This window comes from Mycobacterium sp. UM_Kg1 (assembly GCF_000972925.1).
Lineage (GTDB): Bacteria > Actinomycetota > Actinomycetes > Mycobacteriales > Mycobacteriaceae > Mycobacterium > Mycobacterium hiberniae.
The window spans coordinates 13,408-36,064 of record NZ_JRMK01000032.1 but is presented as its reverse complement, the minus strand read 5'-3'; the positions used below and the strand labels follow the sequence as shown (position 1 = coordinate 36,064).

Below are 22,657 nucleotides of genomic sequence, written 5' to 3'. Positions count from 1 at the left end.
CGGCGACGGGACCGGCACCTCCCCCGGTCTTTGCACCGGCGTCTTCGACAACCGGAAGGGCGCTCCGGGGCGGGTAAAGGTGCGGCCGAAACCGCTTCCGGCGATGAAGAATCCGCGCTCGGAATACTGCGGGCAGTCGACAATCGTTGCGCCGTCGGTGATGGGCGCCGCCGGAATGCGCATCGCCTGGCTCAGCTCGACGATGTCGGCGACCGTCATGGAGTCAAGCCACGGTTGCACCTTGGCGAAGAACTCTTCGCGCTCGGGTCCACCGACCATGATGGCGATCTGGTGTTCGGCGAACTCCGGCAGCCCGACCATGGCACACACATCAAGCCAGTGCTGCCCGGTCAGACAGTTGATGCCGACCCACCCGTCAGCGGCCTTGACGATGCCCAGCATCGGTGCGCCCTTGGCGTTCCCGGGTAACCCGATCTTCATGAGACGCTCGGCCAACAACATGGGGTAGGGCAGCGTCGAGAGCAGACATTCGAACACCGACACGTCGACCTCGACCGGGCGGTCGACACCGCCCGCCGCGATACGAACGGCCGTCAGCGCCGCCATCGCCGCGTAGCTCCCCGCGATGTATTCCGGGATACGAATGCCGGCCTGCACCGGCGGTCGCCCGGGCTGCCTGTCGGTGACCCACCCCGCGGACGCCTGCATGGTCAGCGGAGTCGTCACCCGACTGCGCAGTGGCCCCTGCTGTCCGAATCCCGAGATGCGCACGACCACCAGCCGTGGATTCAGGCGTTGCAGGACCGCGCCGCCCAGACCCCATGCGTCGAGAGTGCCGGGCGCCAGGCTCTCGACCAAGACATCGGCGCCGGCGATCAGCGCTTCGGCCGCCTCGAGATCCGCCGAGTCCTCCGGACGCACGGTCGTACTGCGCTTGCCGGCATTCAGATACGCGAACAGCCCCCCGCCGGTACCCCAGGTCCGCAGGGGGTCTCCGGTCGGCGGCTCGATCTTGTGGACCTCAGCCCCGAGATCGGCCAGCAGCTTGGTGCAGTAGGGACCCGCGATCTGCCCGCCGATCTCGACGACTCGCAGTCCTGACAGTGCCCCGGTCATGCGGGTATACCGATCACTTTCGGCTCCATATAGGACCGAAGTCCCAGGACCCCGCCCTCGCGACCGATCCCGCTCTGTCCGAATCCACCGAAGGGCGCGTCACCGGCAATCGTGCCGTTTATCGACACCTGCCCCGTCCGGATGCGGCGCGCGATGGCGACGGCCCGCTCCACGTCGGCTGCCCATACCGCCCCGCCGAGACCGTACTGCGAATTGTTGGCTATCCAGACGGCCTCGTCGTCGTCGCGGTAACGCAGGACCGTCAGCACCGGTCCGAAGACCTCCTCCTGGGCTATGTGCGAAGCAGGCGTCGCATCGGCGAGGATGGTCGGTTCGAAGTAGAAACCGGTAGGCAGTTCCTTCGGGCGACGGCCACCGGTGACCACGGTCGCGCCGTCGGATTCTGCTCGGGCGACGAATCCGGCTACCCGGTCCCGGTGTTGGGCGCTGATCAGCGGGCCCATGGTGACACCGGCATCGGTGGGATCCCCGACCACGACGCCGCGCGCCAGTTCGGCCAGCCGCCCGACCACATCGTCGTGAAGCGACGCGGGAAGCAGCAACCGACTGTTGAGGATGCAGGCCTGGCCGGCGTGCAGGGTGCAGCAGTCGAAGAGCAGTCGTTCCAGTAGTTCGTCGGTGACCTCGACATCGTCGGTGAGGATGGCGGCCGACTTGCCGCCGCATTCCAGCAGCACGCGTTTCATCGTCGGTGCGGCGGCAGCCATCACCGCGCGCCCCACCGCGGAGCTTCCGGTGAAGCTGACCAGGTCGACGCGGGAGTCCTGGGTCAGCGCGGCACTCGCCTCGACGCTGTCCGGGGTCACGACGTTGACCACGCCGGGCGGGATATCGGTCTCTTCATCGATCAGCCGCGCCAGCGTCAGCGCGGCCAGCGGCGTCAGCGGCGACGGTTTGAGCACGACCGTATTCCCGGCCGCCAGCGCAGCGCCCAGCTTCATCGCGTTGAGCGTGTGCGGGAAGTTCCACGGCGTGAGAATCGATACGACACCCAGGGGCTCGTACCGCAGCAGGGTCTTTCCGGAAGCTCCCCAGGCCTCAAGCGGTGCCTCTGCCGGCTCGCGCGCCAACTCTGCGGCATTACCCACCATGACCGCGGGGCCCTCGACATGGATGAGTCGTTCGTTTGCCGTGCAGCCCCATTCGGCCTGCGCCAACGCATAGATCTCGTCAGCGTGGGCCAGCAACGCGGTACTGAGTTGCTGGATGCAGTCAGCTCGCTCGGCGGGTGCGGCCTGCGACCACACGCCGGAGTCGAACGCACTGCGCGCCGCTCCGACGGCCTTGCCAACGAGGTCGACGCTCGCGTTCGGCGCTGCGGCCACCACCTGCTCGGTGGCTGGGTTGATGACGTCATAGCGGCCGACGTCGGGATCGACCCACCGCCCATCGATGTAGTGCCCGTAGTCGTCGATCAGCGCCTGCGATTCGGCCACACCACCACCCAGCCCCTCTGGACATTCATCGGACATATGTCGGTACGAATCCGACATCTTCCTCTTCGTTGCACGACGCGCCTCGGCTTCAATCTGCCTGGATATTGGCTTTACACAAGCTGTTTTGCCAATTGACGCAGCGGTAGTCCTACTGGTAAGACTGAGCCGTAACCCGACAGTTGAAGGATGACTGTCCGCCTGCTTGATGTCAAGGAAGGGCAGTTGAATTGGCCACGAAGCACGCCAGTCGCCCCACCACCACCCATCCCCTGCATTCACCGGACTTCTACGCCGGCGACCCCTATCCCGCTTACCGTGAACTTCGCGCCAGCACGCCGGTGGTGTGGAACGACGTCACCGACTTCTGGGCGCTGTGCAAATACGAAGACGTCCGCTTCGTCTCCGGGAACCCGGGCCTGTTCACCTCCACCAAGGGCATCACCATCCCCGACCCCGAACTGCCGGAGCCGGTTCAGGAGGGCAACCTGATCTTCACCGACCCGCCGCGGCACCGGCAGCTCCGCAATCTCATCAACGCCGGCTTCACCCGCCGGCAGGTCACGTTGCTGGAGCCGAAGATCCGCAGCCTGGTCAAGGGCATCGTCGACGGTGTCGACTCCACGCGCGAGTACGAGTTCGCCGAAGAGATCGCCGCGCCGTTACCGACCCGGATGATCGCCGAGATGCTCGGGGCACCACCGGAGGACTGGGAGCAATTCCGCACGTGGTCGGATGCGGCCGTCGGGACCGCCGACCCGGACATCGAGATGGATTCCCTGCAGGCACTGGCCGAGCTGTACAACTACTTCACCAAGCTGATCGCCGATCGCCGCAGCGGAGAGGCCGACGGTGAGGACCTGCTCTCGATCCTCGCCGCGGCCGAGGTCGACGGTGAGCGACTGTCTGACGAAGACCTGCTCAATTTCTCGTTCCTGCTGCTGGTGGCCGGTAACGAAACCACCCGCAATCTGCTCGCTCTGGGCACCAAAGCCCTGATCGACCACCCTGACCAGTTCGCACTGCTGCGACGGGATCCCTCGTTGCTGCCGGATGCCGTCGAAGAGATGCTGCGGTACACCAGCCCGGTCACCCACATGGCGCGCCGGGCCACCGAGGACATCGAGATTCGTGGACAGCAGATTTCAGCCGGCGACACCGTGGTGATGCTGTACGGATCGGCGAACCGCGACGAGGAGGTCTTCGGCACCGACAGCGAGACCTTCGACATCACCCGCCGGCCGAACCCCCACATCGCCTTCGGCGCGGGTGAACACGCGTGCCTGGGCGCGCAACTGGCCCGCCTCGAAGCCAGGGTGATGTTCGAGGTGTTGCTGGGTGCCTATCCGACGATTGAACTGACCGGCGACGTAACCCGATTGCGGGCCACCATGGTCCCGGGCGTCAAGCGGATGCCGGTTCGACTGAGTGCAGGGTCCTGATGGAATTCGACTACACGCCTGCGCAGGAAGAGCTGCGCCGGGACTACCGAGCACGCCTCGAAGCGGTAATGACCCCGGAGCGACGTGCCGCCATGGCCGGACGCCTCGAAGGTGGCCCGGCGGTGACCGAGTGCCGCAGGGCACTCGGCGAAGCCGGCCTGCTCGGAGTGGCATGGCCCACCGAGTACGGCGGCCACGGCCTGACGGCGCTCGAGCAGTACATCTTCGACGAGGAAGCTCGGCGGGTCCATGCGCCGCTGCCGATGATCACGCTGAACACGGTGGGGCCGACACTGATTCAGTTCGGAACCGATCAGCAGAAGAACCGTTTCCTGCCGGCGATACTGAAGGGCGAAGTCGACTTCGCAGTCGGATACTCCGAGCCCGGCGCCGGCAGCGACCTGGCTTCCCTGCGCACGAGCGCGGTGCGCGACGGCGACGATTTCGTGATCAACGGCTCCAAGATGTTCACCAGCGGCGCCGAGTTCGCCGACTACATCTGGCTGGCGGCGCGTACCGATCCGGAGGCGAAGAAGCACAAGGGAATAACGCTGTTCATCGTACCGACCGACAGTCCCGGATTCTCGTGGAAGCCGCTGCACACCATGCCGGGGGTCTCTACCTACTACACCTTCTACGACGACGTTCGGGTGCCGGCGGATTCCATCGTGCTCGGGGAGAACGAAGGCTGGAAACTCGTCACCAACCAACTGAACTTGGAAAGGGCGGCACTGGGGAACCTCGGTGCTCTGGAACCGCTGTTCCGCAAGACACTCAGCTGGGCCGAGTCCACGCCTCTCGACGACGGACTGGTGATCGACCAGCCATGGGTCCGGCAGGCTTTGGCGCGGGTTGAGGCGCAGGTGGCGGCGTATCGGCTGATGAACCTACGGGTGAACACCACGATGAGCGCCGGCGCGCTCGGTATGGGTGAGGCATCCGCCACGAAAGTCTTCGGAACCGAATTGACGCAAAAAGTCGCTCGCGAGCTGCTTGACATCGTCGGCCAAGCCGGCCTCCGCAAGGGTGCCACCGCTCCACTGCAGGGCGAACTGGAAAGTGCCTACCGCCTGGCGGTCATCAACACGTTTGGTGGCGGCGCCAACGAGATCCAGCGCGACATCATCGCCATGGCGGGCTTGCTCATGCCTCGGGCTCCCCGCGATACGCGAGCCTCCTGAAGGAAGGGTTTGACGTGACAGAAATGACGAAAGACGAACTGCGGCAGCGACTTGACGCACTCGTCGGGCAACCGATCAGCTCTGGACAACCGGTCAAGGCACCGGATCCGGTCAATGCTGCCATGATTCGGCATTGGGCATACGCCCTGAGCGACTTCAACCCGGCGTACCTCGACGAGGAGTTCGCGACGCAATCGCGCTACGGCGGCCTCGTGTCACCTCCGGTGATGCTGCAGTCGTGGACCATGGCGCCACCCAAACTCGAGGGTATCCACGAACGGGGCGGCGTGCCGATCGAGATCGGCGAAAATCCACTGCAGTGCCTGGCCGACGCCGGCTATACCGGAATCGTCGCGACAAACTCGGAATTCGAGATCGAACGCTACCCCCGCGTAGGCGACGACATTACGGCCGAGACGGTATTCGAGAGCATCTCCGATGAGAAGAAGACGGGGATGGGCACCGGATTTTTCGTCACCTGGGTCACCACGTACCGGACTCAGGACGGCGAGGTCCTCGGACGCCAGCGTTTCCGCACCCTGCGCTTCAAGAAAGCCAGCTGACCATGGCCCACAGACTTGCGCCCTCAATCAGCCCCGACACCGAGTTCTTCTGGCAAGGCCTCAAAGAGCACGAACTGCGGATCCAGCAGTGCACCGACTGCAAGACCCTTCGGGTGCCGCCCCGCCCGATGTGCGGGACATGCCAGTCTTTGAACTGGGACTACGTGGTTTCCACCGGCGGTGGGACGGTGTACAGCTTCGTGATGCCGCAGTACCCGCCCTTGCCGTTCCTGCAGTACCCGTACGTCGTCGCCTTGATCGAATTGGACGAGGGCGTACGTATCGTCTCGAACCTGCGTGACATCGAGCCCGGCGACATCACCGTGGGTATGCCCGTTCAGGTCTTCTACGAGACCTTCGAAGCCCTGCCAAGCGGAGACGAGTTGGTACTGCACCAATTCCGACCGGTGCACTGACCGGAGGCCGGACACACATGGACTTCTCTTTCACCGACGACCAAGAGTCCGTCGCCAAGTTGGCTCGGCAGCTCTTCGAACACCACGCCACACCGGAGCGGCTCACCGAGGTCGAATCCGGCGAGGTCCGCTACGACCCCGCACTCTGGAGCGAACTGGCATCATCGGATCTGCTGGGCATCAGCCTGCCGGAAGCCTTCGGCGGCAGCGGCGGCAGCTTTCTCGACCTGGCGATTCTGCTGGCCGAGGTTGGCAGAAGCGTCGCGCCGGTGCCCGTCTACTCCACCCTCGCCCTGGGCGCCGACACCATAGCGCGCCAAGGTGATACCGACATCCAGCAGCAATATCTGCCCGAGGTCGTCGCCGGCCGCGCCATACTCACGGCGGCGCTGACCGAACCGGGCAATTCAGCCCCCGACACGCCCCGCTCGACAACGGCCCGGCGAGACGGCGACGCCTGGCGGATCGACGGCGTCAAGGATCTGGTGCCGGCCGGTCAACTCGCCGACGCGATCATCGTATCGGCGCTCGCCGATGACGGGCCCGGCCTGTTCATCGTGGAGCCGGACGCCGCAACCGTCGAGGTCACCCCTGCGGCGACCACCCACGGGGAGCCGCACGCCGACCTGTGCTTCGCAGGCGCGGCCGGCCGCCGCCTGGGATCGGGCGACCCCGGCCTCGTGACGTCGCTGTACACCCGGGCCCTGGTTGCCATGTCTGCGGTGCAGATCGGTGTCTGCGAGCGGGCTCTTCGCCTGGCGGCGACCTACACCAGCCAGCGTGAGCAGTTCGGCCGGCCGATCGGCTCCTTCCAGGCGGTTCAACAGCGCATGGCCGACGCATTCATCGATACCGAGGCCATCCGCTGGACCACGTGGCATGCGGCCTGGCTGATCGCCGAGGGCCGCCCAGCCGGCCGGGAAGCGGCGATCGCCAAGTTCTGGGCGGCCGAGGCCGGGGCGCGCGTACTGGCCACTGCTCAGCAGGTACACGGCGGCATGGGCATCGACGTCACCTATCCGCTGTCCCGCTATTTCCTGTGGGCCAAGCACATCGAACTCGCCCTTGGCTCCGCCTCCCAACAACTGGCCCGACTCGGCAACGCGTACCTGGAAGGACACTGATGAACTCCACTGCGACCCGGCACAGCACCTTGCCGTTCGATGCCATTCACATCGGCGACGAGGTCACCCCGATGGACGTGCCCGTCACCGCCACGCTTATCGTCGCGGGCGCGATCGCCTCACGGGACTACATGCCGGTACATCACGATCGCGAGTTCGCCACGCGTCAGGGTTCCCCGGACATCTTCCTCAACATTCTCACCACCAACGGGTTGTGCGTGAAGTTCCTGCACGACTGGGCCGGCCCCGAGGCGATGGTCAAGAAGCTGTCGATTCGCCTGGGCGTACCCACGTTTCCCAACGACGTCCTGCATTTCACCGGGACGGTCACCGGCAAGTCTGTCGGCGACGGCGAAGGCCTGATCGAGGTTTCGCTCAAGGGGGTCAACCGTCTCGGCGATCACGTTTCCGGTACCGCTGTTCTCAGCCTGCTCGGGGGCGTGGGCGAGTGAGCGGCATCGGCGGAAAAGCGGCTCTGGCAGGCATCGGCCAGACGGAGTTCTCCAAGGAGTCCGGCCGTACCGAGATGCAACTGGCCTGCGAAGCGGTCAAGGCCGCGATCGCCGACGCCGGGCTGCGCCCGTCCGACATCGACGGCATGGTGACATTCACCGTCGACGAGAACGAAGAGATCGAGGTCGCCCGCAACGTCGGCATCGAGAACCTGACGTTCTTCACCCGGGTTCCGCACGGCGGCGGCGCGGCCGCGGGCACCGTGATGCAGGCCGCGATGGCCGTCGCGACGGGCGCGGCCGAAGCCGTGGTCTGCTATCGGGCCTTCAACGAACGCTCCGGCTTCCGCTTCGGCGGTGCCGGAAGACAGCCCGGTGTCACGCCGTTGTGGATGGCGCCGTACGCCCCGTTCGGCTTCATGACGCCGGCCGCCTGGGTGTCTCTGCACGCCCAGCGATACATGTCGACCTACGGCGTGACCAACGCCGACTTCGGCAAGATTTCGGTGATCGACCGCAAGCACGCGGCGAATAACCCCGATGCCTGGTTCTACGGCAAACCGATCACCATCGAGGAGCACCAGCAGTCCCGCTGGATCATCGAGCCGGTGGTCCGCCTGCTCGACTGCTGCCAGGAGAGCGACGGCGGGGTCGCGATGGTGGTCACCAGCGTGGAGCGTGCACGCGACCTGCCCCACCCGCCGGCGGTCATCACCGCGGCCGCCCAGGGCGCCGCCTATGACGGCGAGGTGATGACCAGCTACTACCGCGACGACATCACCGGCCTGCCCGAGATGGGCGTCGTGGGCAGCAGGCTGTGGGCCGACTCCGGACTCAAACCCGAGGACATCTCCACAGCATTCCTCTACGACCATTTCACGCCGTTTGTCTTCACCCAACTGGAGGAACTCGGCTTCTGCGGCCGCGGTGAGGCGAAGGACTTCGTCGACGTCGACGAACTCTCGATCGGCGGGCGCCTGCCCATCAACACCAACGGCGGCCTGCTCGGTGAGGCGTACATCCACGGAATGAACGGCATCACCGAGGGCGTCCGGCAGGTCCGCGGAACCTCCTACAACCAGGTCAACGATGTCGAACACGTCCTGGTCACCTCGGGCACCGGCGTCCCCACCAGCGGTCTGATCCTGGCGCCCGACCACTAAACTTCCCCAGATGACGCAAGGCGCGGCCGCCGACACCAGAACCGCCATCATCTGGGCGGCCTTCGCCTGCTTCCGCACCCGTGGCCTGGCGAAGACGACCATCGTCGACATCGCACGGGGCGCCGACATCTCCCGCAGCACCTTCTACGAATACTTCAAAGACAAGCAGTCCGTCGTCGCGGCCTGTGCCGAAGCGGCGTCGCAACGGTTCTACCGCAACATGGCCACGGCGATCGACCGTCACGGCGGCAGCACCCTGGAAGGCAAGCTGGTCCGGGCGGCAGTGTTCGTCTGCCAGGGCCGTCGGGCGGTCGAACCCGAGGTGTACTTCGACCAAGAAGAAGTCGACCTCATGCTGACCAAGAACGCTGCCAAGCTGCTGCAGGAATGCGCCGAGTTCATCGCGCCCTACCTGTCGGCAGCGCGGCACACCGGTGAGGTACGCAAGGACCTCGACGTGGCAGCGGCCGGTGAGTGGCTCGCGCGGATGTTGTTCTCGTTGTTCACCACTCCCTCGCTGCGAGTCGATCTGCGAGATGACACCGCCGTCGCCGAGTTCGTCCGTCCGTTCATCGTTCAAGGGCTTGCCGCCGGACCACACCGATAGGCCACGGAAACGCGCCGATGCATCTATTGGAAATGTTCATTCGCAATAGGTAGGCCGCACTCCATGGCCGATCCACTGCTGCCACCTGCCTAGCCGCCGATCTCAACCGGTGCGCCGCACCGGCACATTGGACCACCCGCTGACATTGGACATGGCAACACGCCGAAGACCGGAGCGGTCCACTTCGTAGGCGGGCAGAAGGTCCAGCAGTGCGTTCAGCGCGATACGGCTCTCCATCCGAGCCAGGGCAGCGCCCAGACAGCTGTGCACCCCGTAGCCGAAGGCAAGATTGAATCCCATCGTCCGCTCCCGGTCGATGTCGAGCCGGTCCGGGTCGGGGAACTTCCGCTCATCTCGAGTCGCCGCACCCGTGATCAGCACCACGACACTATCGGCGGGAATGGTCTTGCCATACAGCGTGACATCACGCGTGGTGGTCCGGACCTGATACTGCGACGGGGGCTCGTAGCGCAGCAGTTCCTCAATCGCGGCCGGAATCTTGCTGCGATCCTGGTGCAGCTCCTTCCACTGCTCCGGGAAGTCCGCAAAGGCGACCATCGCATTGCCCACCAATTTGGTCACCGTTTCGGCTCCCGCTCCGCCCAACATCGTTGCGAAACCGGCGATATCGATGTCGGTGAGACGCTCCTTCGAGCCGTCCTCAACCTCGATCTCGGTCTCGATCAGGCGGCTGATCATATCGCCTTGAGGCTGCGCCCTGCGGCTTTGGATCAGCTTGAGGTAGTAGATCCACGTCTTCACCGACGCCTCGAAACCCTCCGGAGGAACGGCGATTTCGCCTACTCGTCGCTCCACCAGCAGATCCAGCCACTCGCGGATCTGCGTACGATCTTCTTTGGGAACCCCCAGCATGGTCGTGATGATTTCGTTGGGGAACAGAGTCGAAAAGTCGGCGACGACGTCGAAAGAATCCGCATCCACCTGTTCGATGCGCTCGTAGACCTTCTCCCGCACCATGTCCTCTAACGACGCGATGGCGCGCGGGGTGAACGCATTGCTGACCAGCTTGCGCATTTTCGTATGGTCGGGCGGGTCCATGGAGATGATGACCCTCGGCACCGGGATGGCGTCATCATGCGCCTTGGCCATGTCGAGCGTCACCCCCTTGGCGGACGAATACGTCTCGTGGTCTCTGGAAGCGGCCGCAACGTCCTCATACCGCGACAGCGCCCAGAAATCCCATTCGGCGTTGTAGTAGAGCGGCGCCTCATCCCGCAGCCGGCGGTAGGTGTCATACGCGCCGTTGAAAAACTCCTCCGAAAACGGGTCGAACTCCACCGGCTTCACAGTATGGCTCCGCTCTCCTTGTACTTTTCGATGGTCTGCCAGTCCATCCCGGCATCCATCAGAACCTCTTCGGTGTGCTGGCCGTGCTCCGGAGCGCCCGTGGGAACCACCGCCTGTTCATCGAACTGAACCGGGTTGGTGGGCAGCGCGTAGCCGACCCCACTCATCGTGGTGGTCTGCGCGACGTATCCGTTGGCGGTCACCGCTGGGTCGTCGTAGAGCTCACCGGGCGTCTGCACGATGCCCCAGGCGCCGGACAGCACCGCCAGCGTCTCGCGCCATTCGGCCAGTGTTCGCTCGGCGAATGCCCGGTCCAGCAGCGCAATCAGCTCCACCCGATTGGCATATCGCGAAGCGGGATCGCGGAATCGCGGATCGTCGACCAACTCCCCAAGCCCCACCGCACGCATGGTCTCCGCGTAGTACTTGTCGAGTTGCAGCATCATCAGCTGCACATACCGGCCATCCTTGGTGCGGTAGGTGCCCACCAGGGGATTCGGCGCATCGGCATGGCTGTAGTTGGGGATCGAGGTGCCGCCGTGAATCTGGCCGACCGCGACATCCGGGCTGAGGTTCCACGCGGCAAGGCCCAGCAGAGAAACGTCCACGACGGACCCTTCACCGGTGGTGGCCTTTTTGTAGAGCGCGGCGGCCACACCGCCGGCAATGGCCATGCCGCCCAGCAGGTCGCCGAAGGCAGGGCGCGATCGCACCAGCTCATCGGCCCCCTCGGTCAGCATGGCCGCAATACCGCCGCGCGCCCAGTAGGAGACCCCGTCATAGCCGGGCTTGTCGGCATCCGGCCCCTTGGGCCCATGCCCCGAACCCCGGACGTAGACGATTCCGGGATTGACGGCCCGGATGTCCTCGACGTCTATCCCGAACTTCTTGCGGCGTTGCGGCAGGTAGCTGGTCAGAAAGACATCGCAGGTCCTGGCGAGTTCGTGGACCACCTGCCGTCCAGCCGGCGTGGCCAGATCGACGCCGATGGACTTCTTGCCGCGGTTGGGAATCTCGATCATGTAGTTGACCGAACCCCCGCCCTCGTCGACGATGCCCATGGTCACCAGGCCGCGCTGAGGGTCACCGCCGTCGCGGGGTTCTACCTTGATCACCTCGGCGCCCCATTCCGCGAGCACCGCACCGGCGGACGGAACAAAGGTCCAGGCCGCAACTTCTAGTACCCGTACTCCCTTGAGCACCTTGTCGGGAGACATCAAACCCTCCACTGTTCGTGCGGCTTTGCCGGCGCAGGGGCGGCGGTGCAGCTCTGGAAACGCGAATTCTTGATTTTGAGAACGATACCCGACGAACGGACGCATCAGCCCACGAATCCAGGCTCGCCCGCCGGATGGGAATGACCGGATTGAGAGTATTCATTCTCATTTTCGGTATTGTTGGCGCTCATGCCGCTCCCTTCGATCACCCCGGCCGTTCCCGCCATGGTGCGATCCGCGGCTACCCGGTTCGGAGACAAGCCGTTCCTGATCGCCGACGGGGACGTGCTGACCTACGGCGCCCTGCAGCGCCGTTCCGCGCGCCTGGCGCTGCGCCTCCTGTCGATGGGGGTGGGCAAAGGCGACCACGTCGGACTGCTGATGCCCAACAGTGTGGAGTGGGCGATCACCTGGTTCGCGGTCACCCGGATCGGCGCCGTCGCCGTACCGTTGAACACGTTCCATAAGGCGTCGGAACTGTCGTGGACCATCCGCCACGCCGACCTGCGCACCATCGTTGCCTGGTCATCGTTTCGTAAGCAGAATTTCTGCCGGCTCCTCGAAGAGGCTCTGCCGGGACTGTCCCGAGCGCAGGCGCCGGGCCGGATTCAGGTGCTGTCTGCTCCGTACCTACGCACGGTGGCGATCTGGCACGAGACCGACAGGCCCTGGGCGACGAGCCTTTCCGAGGACGACTGCGGCGATATGGACGCCGAACTGCTGACTGCAGTCGAATCCTGCGTGACCCCTGCCGATGAGGCCCTGATCATCTACACCTCGGGCAGCACCGGTGATCCCAAAGCTCCCGTGCACACCCAGGGCGTGGTGGTGCGCCACTCCTACAACCTGACCTTCTCCTACGGCGTGACCACCGACGACGTGGTGTTCACCGCGATGCCGTTCTTCTGGATCGGAGGGTTGATCATCGGCCTGCACGCGGTGATCCATCACGGCGCCACTCTGGTGACACAGCCGGCGTTCGACCCCGGCGAGGCCCTGCAGCTGATAGAGCGTCACCGGGCGACGATCACCCTGGGGTGGCCTCAGCAGGGCACGAGTATCGCGGCGCATCCCGATTTCAAGAGCCGGGACATCAGTTCGGTGATGCGCACGAGCATGCCGGCGATGGTGCCACCGGACCGACGGCCGCCAGGTCCGAACGCACTGGGCATGACCGAGTTGTGCGGCAGCCACATCGGTGTCGACTCCTACACCGCTCAGCCCCCCGATCGCGCCGGCACAGGAGGGTGGACGCTCGACGGCCTGGAGCACATCATCGTCGACCCGGAAACGGGTGCGCAGCTGCCCGTCGGCGTCGCCGGGGAGATCTGGGTACGGGGACGTTCGCTCATGCAACGCCTTCACAAGAAGGAACGTGAAGAGGTCTTTACGCCGGACGGCTACTACCGAACCGGCGACTGCGGAGTTCGCTTCTCCGACGGGTGGATCACGTTTTCGGGCCGGCTCGGTGAACTCATCAAGACCGGCGGCGGGACGAACGTCACCCCCTCGGAAGTGGAGCTCGCGCTGGGTGACTGTGACGGTGTACTTGAGGCCTACGTAGTCGGTGCCGAAGACGAGGACCAGGGAATCATCGTCACCGCGGCCGTGGTGCCGCGCGACGGGGCCGCACTCGACTCCGAGACGCTACGCGCAGACCTGCGTACCAGGCTGTCCGCTTACAAGGTGCCCCGATTCATCTGGGTCACCGAGAAGCACCGGCTGCCGTTCACCGCGAGCGGCAAGGTGAAGCGACAGGAGCTGGCCACACAGATCCGGGAAATGCGGGCACTCAGGGCAGATCCAAGTACATGACATCGCCTGCAGAACTGGCGAAGCACATCAACGACGTCGCGACCAGAGAAGGACGCACATGAGCGATCCCCATTCCAACATCGCCGGCATCCGCATGTTGATCGTCGGAGCGTCATCGGGGATCGGGCGGGCCCTTGCCCGCGCGGCCCACCGGCGCGGCGCAACGGTGGCATTGGCCGCCCGGCGGGTCGAGGTGCTCGGTGAGCTCGCCCGCGAGTTGGACGGGACCGCCCATGAGCTCGACGTAGCCAACCCACGCGAGATCGAGCGCGTGGTCGATCAGGTGGGCACCGCATTCGGCCGCATCGACGCGGTGGTCTTCACCAGTGCCGTAGTACCGTTCGCACTGGTAGACGACACCGATGTCACCACCTGGCTGCACGCGTACGCCGTCAACGCAGTCGGCGCATCGCACCTGCTGCGGTCGGCCCTGCCGCACCTCAGCGACGACGCCGTCGCAGTGATCGCGTCCAGCCACGAGGTGGGCCGCCCACGAGTCGGGGTGTCGGCCTACCATGCCAGCAAGGCCGCCCTCGACGAGATTCTGCGCTCCTGGCGTGCCGAACACCCGGAGCTACCTGTCATCCGGGTCAGCGTGGGCCCCACCGAGGACACCGAGATACTCCGCGGGGCCGACCGCGACCTGCTGGCAGACCTCTACGACGCCTGGGCCCAGGAAGGCCAGATTCCCGCCCGGATGTCCGCGGTGGAGGATGTCGCCAATGCAATGCTGTCGCTGATCGCGGTAGCTCGCGCGAATCCCTCGGTGGTCACCGAGATCGTGCATCTCGCGCCGCGGACACCAAGTCCGAATTAAGGAGTGCAGTTATGGATCTCGGCCTTGCAGGGTCGACGGCGGTGGTCACCGGTGGCAGTAAGGGCATGGGCCTGGCGATTGCCGAGGTCCTGGCGGCCGAAGGCGCCTCAGTGGCCGTCATGGCACGCGGGCGCGACGGTTTGAACGCGGCCGCCGAACGCATCCGGGCCGCCGGCGCGCCGGAAGTCCTGCCGCTCAGTGTCGACATGTCCGACGCCGAATCCATAGCGGCGGGATTCGACTCGGTTCGAAAGGCCTGGGGAGCGCTCAACGTCCTGGTACACACGATCGGCCCTGATGCCGGGGCCTTCGACGATCTCGATGACGATGCCTGGCATGCGGCTTTCGACTTGGGAACGATGTCTGCCGTCCGGTCGGTCCGCGCCGCATTGCCGTTGTTGCGCGCCGCCGGATGGGGACGCATCGTCACGCTGTCGGCCCACTCCATCCAGCGGCAAAGTCCCGGACTGGTGGCCTACACGGCCACCAAGGCGGCCCTGTCGAGTGTTACCAAGAACCTCTCGAAGAGCCTTGGACCTGAAGGGATCCTGGTCAACTGCGTGTGCCCGGGCACCATCGTGACCGCGAGCTTCACCGAGAACCTGCGTGACGTGCTGGGCGCCGCGGGCTTCGACTCCTCGGACCCTCACGACGTCATGCGCTGGGTCGAACAGACCTACGGCCACCCCTGTGATCTGGGGCGTGCCGGCAGCCCCGAGGAGATCGCCTCGGTGACGGCCTATCTCGCGTCCCGCCGCAACGGTTACGTGACTGGCGCGACGGTCAATGTCGACGGCGGATCGGATTTCATCTGACGGTGCCCGTCAGCTTTTTTTGGCCATCTGATCGGCGGCGGTGTCCGTCCATTCCGCACTGTGACGGTCCATCGTGACCGCGCCGTTCCATCCGCCGTCGGTCCACAGCACGGTGCCGCCGACGTAGCTGAGCCTGCGGCTGCCGAGGCACACCAACGGCCAGGCCTGCTCTTCGGCCCGGGCGTAACGCCCGACCGGCCCGATAGCGTCGTCGAGCGTCTTCTTGCCGAATGCGTCCTGAAACGCCGGCATCATCGCGGTCTCGGTGGGGCCGGGGTTGATGCAGTTGATACGGATGCCCTTTCGTCCGAGCTCCGGGTACCACCAACCCACCCACGCGTCGATGACGTACTTGGAATAGGCGTATCCGCTCCACGACCATTTACTCTCATTCGCCTTCAACCACTCGACGGCGGCATCGAAACCGTCCGTCTCGAGTAACCCGGTGATGGTCTTGATGTGGTTCTGCCATCCGATCGCGGCAGATGAGGAGATCACACTGATCGCCGATCCCTGCGACATCTTGGGCACCAGCTGTTCGGCAAGGTGGCGTGCCCCGACGAAGTTGACCAGGATAGTGTCCCATTCGCTGAACGGCGGGCCAGGCAGCCCGGCGCAGCTGAACAGACCGTCGATTGGTCCGTCGATCGATGCCGCGGCATCTTCAATGCTCTCCCGGTCACGAAGGTCGACCGTCAGAGAGCGCGCCACCTCGACACTGGGGGGCTTGATGTCCAGCGCGGTGACCTCCGCGCCGAGATCGGTCAGGATCCGCGCGGTGGCCTCCCCCATGCCCGATGCCGCGCCGGTTACGACAACGGACTGTCCTGCATATCCCAGCACGTCCTCCATCAGCGACATCCCTTCGACCTCACACCCGCGAGAGTAGCTCTTTTCATTAAACGAGAATTGATATTATCAGTGCGTCTCAACCGCAGCGCGGGAATACCGCGTGATGGTCGACAGGTCGTAAAGTCCGGGCTCCGCGACGAGCACCGTCGGGATCGTGTTGATGGCGTGCATCGCTGTCGCCAGGCAGCCCTGCTCGGCATGGTCCTGTCCCTTGGAGCCGACCACAAAGTGCAGTCGCATGTCGGGTTCACCGGCGAACGTCACCTCGTAGCCGATGTCGGCCGGCCAGTCCGGCGCCAGGTCATCGGCCATCCGGGTCAGGTGTTCGACAGAAAGGGTCAGACCGCCGCAATCGACATGCACCCCGAAGCGCATCGCTGCCACGGTGCCCTCCGGAATGTGGCCGGCGGCCACGGTCAGCGCCCGTGGCGTGGTAACGACCTCCCGGTATCCCTTGAACCCCTTGATCTCAAGGCCCATCGCCTGGGTCAGCACGGTCGCGCTGCCGATCCAGGCGCTCGCGGCGTACTCCGGATTCGACAGCAACGGCGTGGTGTCCTCGGGATGGTGACCGAAACCCATCGCATTGAAGATGAGGTCATGGCTGGCATAGGTCGAGTAGTTCAATACCTCGCGCACGCCGATGTGGGTGGTGCGTGCGCTCAACCTCGCCAGGATCGGTGCCAACGACTCACCGATGAACCCGGGATACAGCCCCAGCCCGAGGAACGACGATGATCCGGCGCGGCAAGCGGCCTCGATACCGTCGGCCAGGCCGGCATCCAGCGAACGCGGGTGAATGAATCTGCTGCCCGTGGCGATCACGTTCTTGCCCGAAGCGAGCAGGTCACAGACGTCGCGAAAGCAACCCGGGGTATCAGTTTCGACTTTGCCCATGTAGAGCACGATGTCGGCGTCGGCACTGATGACAGCGTCCCGGTCGTCGGTGGCGGTGACCCCGGTCCGTGATAGCCCGCACAGTTCGCCGGCGTCAACACCGGATTTGGCCGGGTCGTAGACACGCACCCCCACCAACTCCAAGTCCGGCCGTTGGACGACGTGACGTAACGCCATCATGCCGGTCACGCCGGTCGCCCACTGGATCACCCGTGTCATGTGCTGAACCCCTCAATCCCAGATGACGTCGAGCCGGGGCGGTGAGCGGAACATGGTCCCGGAGATGTACGGCGCCGGGGCTCCCGGATCGAGCCGGAGCCCGGGAAGTTCGTCGAAGAGCGCGTTGAAGATCTTCATGGTTTCCAACCGGGCCAGGTGCATGCCCAGGCACACGTGCGCGCCGTGCGCGAAACCGAGGTGCGACTTGCGTTCCCGGAATATGTCGAACACCTCTGGTTCGTCCCACCGTGTCTCGTCGTGGTTGGCGCTACCGAGGCTGAGCATCATCGTCGACCCCTGCGGAATGCGGACCCCCGCCAGTTCGGTGTCGCAGGTGACTTCCCGCATGAAGTTCAGCAGCGGCGTCTCCCAGCGAATCCCCTCCTCGATGGCCTGGGGAAGCAGGCTCCGATCCGCACGCACCGCCTCGTATTGGCCGGGATGCGTCAGCAGGGCCAGCGCCAGGCTGGCGGTGGACCGGGATGTGGTCTCAGCCCCGGCCGGCAGCAGATTCCGCATGAACCCATAGATCTGCTCGTCGGACATCCTGACCCCGTTGACCTCGGCGGCGGCCAGGATCGAAACCATGTCGTCGCCCGGCTTGCGCCGCTTGTCGGCGAGAATTCCCACGAAGTACTCCCGCAGCTCCGCGGAGGCTTTCATGGCGGTGTTCATATCGCCGCGGAAACCCAGAATGTCGATCGCCAACCGGTGGAACCACAGCACATCGGAGTCGGGAAGCCCCAGCAGCGCCGCAATCACCCGCACCGGAATCGGTGAGAAGACCGCGTCGACGAGGTCTGCCTGTTTGTCGGCCTTGAACGCGGCAATGGTCCGGTCGACCAGCGGCCCCACCAGCTCGCTGTCCCATCTCTTCATCGACGACCGCGCGAAGGCGAACTCGTGCAGCTTGCGGTAGGTCGCGTGTTCGGGCTCCTGCATTTCCAGGATCGTCGGTCCCTGCAGCGGCCGCACCACGTTCTCATAGCAACGCGTACTGAAGGTCAGATTGTCGGTGAACACCGCCTTCACCGCATCGAAGGAGTAGGCCGTGAAGGTCTGCGGGCCGTCGGTGTCCTTACCGGCCAAGCCCATCTCGGGCCAGCCGGGATGCACCGCGGCCTGTGCTCGCAACGTCTTGAGAAGGGGGTACGGCGAAGCGTCGCCGTCTGCTCCCATTCCCTCGTTGAATCTGCGCTGAGCGTCGCGGACACCCTGTTCGAGCTCCTCCACGGTTGCCTGCTGGACCACGTGACGACTCCCCACCATTGCTGCAACAGGGTCAACATTCATACTGTCGGTTGCCAAACTACATGATGTATGTTGATCGCCACCAGGCATCGGCGATCTCGAATGCACAACCAGGAGTGATCGATTGACACCGCGAGTTGTTCAGTGGGCGACCGGGGCAGTCGGTCGTGCGGCATTGCGGGAGATCATCGAGAATCCCCGGCTGCAGCTGGCCGGCGTGCTGGTCTACGACCCGGCCAAGGATGGTGCGGACGCAGGCGAACTCTGCGGCCTGCCACCGTCGACGGGCGTCCCCGCCACCCGCGACAAGGGTCGGATCACCGCGCTGCGCCCCGACGTGGTGATACATACCGCCAGCAAGGCCCACGCAGTGGAGACCAACGCCGAGGACATCTGCCGGCTGCTGGCCGCGGGCATCAACGTCATCACCACCACGTCGTATAACCACCTGCCCACCTACGGCGCGGAGGTCGAGGCCGCTTTCGTCGCAGCGTGCCGCGCCGGCGGGTCCCGTTTCCACGCCGCCGGTGAGAATCCCGGGTTCATGTTCGAACGCCTGGTGGCAACCCTTACCGGGCTGAGCAAGACCGTCGACAGAATCGACCTCTACGAAGCCACCGACGTATCCGGCGTGGACAGTCGCCCGATGCTGATCGACCTGATGGGCATGGGACGTCCCCCCGCCGACGTGAGCATCGACTCGCCCATCATCGGCAAACTCGACATCGCTTACCGGCAGGCGCTGAACGCCACCGCGGATGTCCTGGGCATCGAGCTCGACAGGATCGACGTGTCAGTCGACGCCACGACGCTGCCGCATGACATCGAGGTCAAGGCCGGGACCATCGAGGCAGGGACCGTTGTAGGACAACGTTTTTCCTGGGTCGGACATTGGTCGGGCCGGGCGCTGCTGGCCATCCACGAGGAATGGGTGCTGACGCGGGATCTGCCGCAATGGGGTTTGAGTCCGCTGAAACCGGGCGAGAAGGCTCCGCTGATCCGGGCGGAGATCAGCGGAGACCCCAGCTTCTCGCTGCAACTCGACGTCGGGGCCGGGCAACGGCCGAGCCCGCAAAAACCCGACGGGGCGACCACCATGCCCGGGCACCTCATGATCGCGATGAGCGCCGTGCGCGCCATCCCCTACGTGCTCGCCCAACCCCCCGGCATTGTGACCGCGCCGGTGTTCGGCGCCATCCGGTTAGGCTGAGCCGGCACCCACCGCGCGGGCGATGTTCTCGCTGGGCACCGCATGAAAGACGTGTGCGCTGCCGTCGGGTACCACTCGGCGAGCGACCAGGTAGTCCGAACCCAGCCAGCCCTGGCGGATATAGCGACCGAAGCGCAAGAAGGTCCCCGGGGCACCACTGGCTGCCGGAATCAGCTTCACCTGCTCGATACCGGTTCGCACGCCCTCGCCGGTCAGGGGGCGAGCCGCCGACAGGCCGCGAGCGATCACCGTTGCCGCGTCATGCGCCAACCCCGGCATCGAATGTCCCGGTCGGCGGCCGTATTTGGCCTCGAACCTGTCCAGAAACCGCTGACCGACCGTATTGCGCTCGTCGTAGCTGTCCAGACCGATCCAGCCACGCAGCTGCCGCATCCATTCGGCGTTGATATGCGCCATCTCGAAGGCCGTTGTCGTGTAGCGCGGTGGATCCCAACCGGCACTCAACAGCGCGTCGGAGAAACCCCAGAGCCCGTGGCCGAAACCCACATGCACCAGCGCGTCGGGGTCAGTGGCACGCAACCGCTCGACTGCAGCCTCTTTCTCGGCCTCCACCTGCGGAATCGCCACAGTCGTGGTGATTGTGAGACCGGCTGCGCTGTACGCCTTCTCGGAGGCTGCGAGGTACTCTTTTCCGATCAGCGAGGACTCATAGGCGATGGCGATCCGCGAACGGCCGTCTCCGATCATCACCGCTGCCAGCATCACCGGCTCCTCTGCCATCGAGCCGTTGTTCAGCGCGAAACACCACTTGCCGAGAGCCCCTTCCGAGCCGGAGAGCGTGATGATCGGCGTACGCGCCGTTGCGTCGACATGGGGACGAAGCGGAACCACGTTGTCCGACACCCAGGGCCCGAAGATGGCAAGACAACCCTCGGCGACAAGTTCATCGAAGGCCTGCTCGACTACGCGGTAAGTGCCGTTGGGCAGCCCCACCACGTCGCGCCGGACGATCTCGACCGGGCGGTCGATCAAGCCTGTCGCGTGAGCTTCCTCCATCACCAGCGACAGTGCGGCGAACGTGTCGTCGTCGGTGTCGCCTCTCGTCGGATAGTCGTTGAGCAGGCCCACCTTCAGCGGAGCGATCGAACCGTATGCCCGAACATCGTCGTCAGCCATATCGGCAACATACATTATGAATGTTGATAGGATCGGCGGCGTGGCCAAGCGCGGAGGCACTGACGAGGAACGCCGCGAACGCGGTGATCAGACCCGGCGCGACCTCGTCGATGCCGGTCGCGCCCTGTTCGTGGAACAGGGCTTCTTCAACACCAGCATCGCCGATTTGGTCAGCCGGTCCGGCGCAGGGACCCGGGGAGCCTTCTACCACCACTTCAGGGATAAGTCGGAGCTGTTCCGAGCGGTGTTCGAGGAAGTCGAACGCGACCTCACGCTGCGCTCGTTGGCATCGCCACCGCCGGGCAGTGACCCGTGGGAACGGCTCAGCACCGGACTGCACAGTTTCCTCGACGCGGCGCTCGAACCGGAAGTTCAGCGCATCATGTTGCTCGACGGCCCCGTCGTGCTGGGCTGGGAGACGCTGCGCGCCATTCAGCAGAGCAACAGCATCGCCTTGATCGAGGAGGCCGTCCACGACGCCATCGCCGAGGGCATCATCGACGACCAGCCGGTCACCGAACTGACGCACATGCTCGTATCGGCGTTGGAGGAAGCAGCCCTGCTCGTGGCCCATGCCGAGCAGCCGGAAACCGCCCGCGAGCGGGCCGCCGGGGTGTTCAACCGACTCCTGTTGAGCTTCCGATCACGCGATCGAAATACGTTGCTGCCCTAGGCGAAAACCCATCGAGGCGAACTTTTGCACCATCGTGGAAATTGAAATTATCAGATTTGACGAGTGGAGGTTTCTGTTGCGTGATAATTTCGCTCTCGACAAACCGAGGAGGCTCATGATCGACCAGGCCGACCGTCGGACGCCTCCGCCGAGGGAGAAGCCGAATGTCTGATCACAACGGTTCGCTGCGGGTAGCCGTGGTGGGCGCCTCCGCCGGGCTGGGCCGTTGTATCGGCATAGGTCTCGCCGGAAAGGGCGCGCGTGTCGCCTTCCTCGCGCGTCGTCGCGAGCGGCTGGCCAAAGCGGCCGACGAGGCGGGCAACGGGGCGATCGGCGTGGTCTGCGATGTCACCGACTCCGACTCCTGCCGGGCCGCGATGGCGGAGGTGGCCGGAACATTCGGCGGCCTGGACGCCATCGTCTACACCACCGGGATGGGCATCCTGGCACCGCTTGCCGAACTTGACGCCGGGCAGTGGGCTCAAATGTTTGCGACCAACGTCACCGGCGCATCGCTGGCCACGGCTGCGGCCGCGCCGCATCTGGCAGCTTCGGGCGGATCGGCGGTTTACCTGTCGTCGTTGAGTGCCTCCTACACCAATCCGTGGCCGCTGCTCGGGGCATACGCCGTCACGAAAGCCGCGCTCGACAAGCTCGTCGAGGCATGGCGCATCGAACATCCCAACATCGGCTTCACCCGGCTCGCAGTCGGCGACAGTTTCGGCGGTCAGGGCGATTCGCAGACCGAGTTCAACAAGAACTGGGACCCCGCCGACTTCGAGAAGGCGATCCGATTGTGGATGGAGCGAGGCGAGATGCAGGGCGGCCTCGTCGACGCCGGCCACCTGGCCGACGTTGTGCACTCCGTATTGGTTTGCGGTAACAGCAGTTTCATCCCCTACCTCACGCTGGCCCCGCGGCCATCAGCGGCGGTCAAGGAACTTCGACAGTGGGAAAGGACAGCAAC

General features: G+C 65.1%; 21 protein-coding genes and 1 pseudogene. 14 read left to right on the top strand and 8 right to left on the bottom strand.

Annotated features, from left to right (window positions below; all coding sequences use genetic code 11):
• Together LI92_RS07465 and LI92_RS07460 are read right to left on the bottom strand one after the other, a co-directional pair.
• Positions 1–1,077, bottom strand: a 1,077-nt coding sequence (locus tag LI92_RS07465) for a CaiB/BaiF CoA transferase family protein (protein ID WP_046317625.1), incomplete at its 3' end; no start/stop codon positions are given.
• The gene (locus tag LI92_RS07460; protein ID WP_082109604.1) at positions 1,074–2,570 is read right to left on the bottom strand and encodes an aldehyde dehydrogenase family protein; all 1,497 of its coding nucleotides are present in this window, start codon (positions 2,568–2,570) and stop codon (positions 1,074–1,076) included. The genes LI92_RS07465 and LI92_RS07460, both read right to left, overlap by 4 nt.
• A 233-nt stretch (positions 2,571–2,803) precedes the next feature.
• Here LI92_RS07460 and LI92_RS07455 point away from each other — a divergent pair, with 233 nt between their 5' ends.
• From LI92_RS07455 to LI92_RS07420, 8 genes are read left to right on the top strand one after another with little or no spacing between them, the layout of a single operon-like run.
• Positions 2,804–3,973 carry a cytochrome P450 gene (locus LI92_RS07455; RefSeq protein WP_046317633.1) on the top strand — a complete coding sequence of 390 codons (1,170 nt, stop codon included), beginning with the start codon at positions 2,804–2,806 and terminating at the stop codon, positions 3,971–3,973.
• Entirely contained in the window at positions 3,973–5,154 is a 1,182-nt protein-coding gene (locus tag LI92_RS07450) for an acyl-CoA dehydrogenase family protein (RefSeq protein WP_046317621.1), read from the top strand. Before LI92_RS07455 ends, LI92_RS07450 begins: the two co-directional genes overlap by 1 nt.
• A gap of 23 nt (positions 5,155–5,177) precedes the next feature.
• On the top strand, positions 5,178–5,717 hold the full coding sequence (locus tag LI92_RS07445; RefSeq protein WP_502691408.1) for a MaoC family dehydratase: 540 nt from the start codon (positions 5,178–5,180) through the stop codon (positions 5,715–5,717).
• Between the two features lie 2 nt (positions 5,718–5,719).
• Positions 5,720–6,133 (top strand): Zn-ribbon domain-containing OB-fold protein, encoded by a 414-nt coding sequence (locus tag LI92_RS07440; RefSeq protein WP_046317617.1) that lies wholly within the window; start codon positions 5,720–5,722, stop codon positions 6,131–6,133.
• A gap of 17 nt (positions 6,134–6,150) precedes the next feature.
• Positions 6,151–7,257, top strand: a complete 1,107-nt coding sequence (locus LI92_RS07435; RefSeq protein ID WP_046317615.1) for an acyl-CoA dehydrogenase family protein — start codon at positions 6,151–6,153, stop codon at positions 7,255–7,257.
• A complete protein-coding gene (locus LI92_RS07430) occupies positions 7,257–7,709 on the top strand; it encodes a MaoC family dehydratase (protein WP_046317613.1) in 453 nt (150 codons plus the stop codon). Before LI92_RS07435 ends, LI92_RS07430 begins: the two co-directional genes overlap by 1 nt.
• Positions 7,706–8,872: a lipid-transfer protein gene (locus tag LI92_RS07425; RefSeq protein WP_046317612.1), complete on the top strand. Its 1,167-nt coding sequence runs from the start codon at positions 7,706–7,708 to the stop codon at positions 8,870–8,872. Before LI92_RS07430 ends, LI92_RS07425 begins: the two co-directional genes overlap by 4 nt.
• Before the next feature lie 10 nt (positions 8,873–8,882).
• Positions 8,883–9,479, top strand: coding sequence for a TetR/AcrR family transcriptional regulator (locus LI92_RS07420; protein ID WP_046317608.1), 597 nt, complete (start codon positions 8,883–8,885; stop codon positions 9,477–9,479).
• Between the two features lie 102 nt (positions 9,480–9,581).
• Here LI92_RS07420 and LI92_RS07415 read toward each other — a convergent pair whose 3' ends face one another.
• Both LI92_RS07415 and LI92_RS07410 read right to left on the bottom strand, forming a co-directional pair.
• Complete coding sequence (locus LI92_RS07415) at positions 9,582–10,787, bottom strand: cytochrome P450 (protein WP_046317606.1); 1,206 nt, start codon at positions 10,785–10,787, stop codon at positions 9,582–9,584.
• On the bottom strand, positions 10,784–12,004 hold the full coding sequence (locus LI92_RS07410; RefSeq protein WP_502691407.1) for a CaiB/BaiF CoA transferase family protein: 1,221 nt from the start codon (positions 12,002–12,004) through the stop codon (positions 10,784–10,786). The genes LI92_RS07415 and LI92_RS07410 overlap by 4 nt, the downstream gene beginning before the upstream one ends.
• A 189-nt stretch (positions 12,005–12,193) precedes the next feature.
• On the opposite strand from LI92_RS07410, the gene LI92_RS07405 reads away from it, so the two are divergent.
• From LI92_RS07405 to LI92_RS07395, 3 genes are read left to right on the top strand one after another with little or no spacing between them, the layout of a single operon-like run.
• Complete coding sequence (locus LI92_RS07405; protein ID WP_046317602.1) at positions 12,194–13,819, top strand: class I adenylate-forming enzyme family protein; 1,626 nt, start codon at positions 12,194–12,196, stop codon at positions 13,817–13,819.
• A 58-nt stretch (positions 13,820–13,877) separates the two neighbouring features.
• On the top strand, positions 13,878–14,636 hold the full coding sequence (locus LI92_RS07400) for an SDR family oxidoreductase (RefSeq protein ID WP_046317600.1): 759 nt from the start codon (positions 13,878–13,880) through the stop codon (positions 14,634–14,636).
• A gap of 11 nt (positions 14,637–14,647) precedes the next feature.
• Positions 14,648–15,451: an SDR family NAD(P)-dependent oxidoreductase gene (locus tag LI92_RS07395; protein WP_046317597.1), complete on the top strand. Its 804-nt coding sequence runs from the start codon at positions 14,648–14,650 to the stop codon at positions 15,449–15,451.
• A 9-nt stretch (positions 15,452–15,460) separates the two neighbouring features.
• On the opposite strand, the gene LI92_RS07390 is transcribed toward LI92_RS07395, so the two are convergent.
• Genes LI92_RS07390 through LI92_RS07380 form a run of 3 tightly spaced genes read right to left on the bottom strand, consistent with a single transcriptional unit; the run spans position 15,461 to position 18,688 of the window.
• Positions 15,461–16,312, bottom strand: coding sequence for an SDR family oxidoreductase (locus tag LI92_RS07390; RefSeq protein WP_286134919.1), 852 nt, complete (start codon positions 16,310–16,312; stop codon positions 15,461–15,463).
• Between the two features lie 57 nt (positions 16,313–16,369).
• The gene (locus tag LI92_RS07385) at positions 16,370–17,419 is read right to left on the bottom strand and encodes an NAD(P)H-dependent amine dehydrogenase family protein (protein ID WP_046317595.1); all 1,050 of its coding nucleotides are present in this window, start codon (positions 17,417–17,419) and stop codon (positions 16,370–16,372) included.
• A gap of 12 nt (positions 17,420–17,431) precedes the next feature.
• Positions 17,432–18,688: a cytochrome P450 gene (locus LI92_RS07380; protein WP_046317593.1), complete on the bottom strand. Its 1,257-nt coding sequence runs from the start codon at positions 18,686–18,688 to the stop codon at positions 17,432–17,434.
• 106 nt (positions 18,689–18,794) lie between these two features.
• Here LI92_RS07380 and LI92_RS07375 point away from each other — a divergent pair, with 106 nt between their 5' ends.
• Positions 18,795–19,880 (top strand): NAD(P)H-dependent amine dehydrogenase family protein, encoded by a 1,086-nt coding sequence (locus tag LI92_RS07375; protein ID WP_046317592.1) that lies wholly within the window; start codon positions 18,795–18,797, stop codon positions 19,878–19,880.
• Here LI92_RS07375 and LI92_RS07370 read toward each other — a convergent pair.
• Entirely contained in the window at positions 19,872–21,017 is a 1,146-nt protein-coding gene (locus LI92_RS07370; RefSeq protein ID WP_046317590.1) for an ABC transporter substrate-binding protein, read from the bottom strand. The genes LI92_RS07375 and LI92_RS07370 overlap by 9 nt on opposite strands.
• Before the next feature lie 40 nt (positions 21,018–21,057).
• Here LI92_RS07370 and LI92_RS07365 point away from each other — a divergent pair, with 40 nt between their 5' ends.
• Together LI92_RS07365 and LI92_RS22205 are read left to right on the top strand one after the other, a co-directional pair.
• Positions 21,058–21,690 (top strand): TetR/AcrR family transcriptional regulator, encoded by a 633-nt coding sequence (locus LI92_RS07365; RefSeq protein ID WP_046317588.1) that lies wholly within the window; start codon positions 21,058–21,060, stop codon positions 21,688–21,690.
• 164 nt (positions 21,691–21,854) lie between these two features.
• Positions 21,855–22,643, top strand: a pseudogene (locus LI92_RS22205) (SDR family oxidoreductase); the annotation flags it as partial.
• Positions 22,644–22,657 lie beyond the last annotated feature (14 nt).

Bases quoted from the DNA above. Each gene is read 5' to 3' on its own strand.
- LI92_RS07460 (WP_082109604.1), bottom strand. From the start codon at position 2,570: ATGTCCGATGAATGTCCAGAGGGGCTGGGTGGTGGTGTGGCCGAATCG.
- LI92_RS07450 (WP_046317621.1), top strand. From the start codon at position 3,973: ATGGAATTCGACTACACGCCTGCGCAGGAAGAGCTGCGCCGGGACTAC.
- LI92_RS07445 (WP_502691408.1), top strand. From the start codon at position 5,178: ATGACGAAAGACGAACTGCGGCAGCGACTTGACGCACTCGTCGGGCAA.
- LI92_RS07440 (WP_046317617.1), top strand. From the start codon at position 5,720: ATGGCCCACAGACTTGCGCCCTCAATCAGCCCCGACACCGAGTTCTTC.
- LI92_RS07435 (WP_046317615.1), top strand. From the start codon at position 6,151: ATGGACTTCTCTTTCACCGACGACCAAGAGTCCGTCGCCAAGTTGGCT.
- LI92_RS07430 (WP_046317613.1), top strand. From the start codon at position 7,257: ATGAACTCCACTGCGACCCGGCACAGCACCTTGCCGTTCGATGCCATT.
- LI92_RS07420 (WP_046317608.1), top strand. From the start codon at position 8,883: ATGACGCAAGGCGCGGCCGCCGACACCAGAACCGCCATCATCTGGGCG.
- LI92_RS07410 (WP_502691407.1), bottom strand. From the start codon at position 12,004: ATGTCTCCCGACAAGGTGCTCAAGGGAGTACGGGTACTAGAAGTTGCG.
- LI92_RS07405 (WP_046317602.1), top strand. From the start codon at position 12,194: ATGCCGCTCCCTTCGATCACCCCGGCCGTTCCCGCCATGGTGCGATCC.
- LI92_RS07400 (WP_046317600.1), top strand. From the start codon at position 13,878: ATGAGCGATCCCCATTCCAACATCGCCGGCATCCGCATGTTGATCGTC.
- LI92_RS07395 (WP_046317597.1), top strand. From the start codon at position 14,648: ATGGATCTCGGCCTTGCAGGGTCGACGGCGGTGGTCACCGGTGGCAGT.
- LI92_RS07390 (WP_286134919.1), bottom strand. From the start codon at position 16,312: ATGTCGCTGATGGAGGACGTGCTGGGATATGCAGGACAGTCCGTTGTC.
- LI92_RS07385 (WP_046317595.1), bottom strand. From the start codon at position 17,419: ATGACACGGGTGATCCAGTGGGCGACCGGCGTGACCGGCATGATGGCG.
- LI92_RS07380 (WP_046317593.1), bottom strand. From the start codon at position 18,688: ATGGTGGGGAGTCGTCACGTGGTCCAGCAGGCAACCGTGGAGGAGCTC.
- LI92_RS07370 (WP_046317590.1), bottom strand. From the start codon at position 21,017: ATGGCTGACGACGATGTTCGGGCATACGGTTCGATCGCTCCGCTGAAG.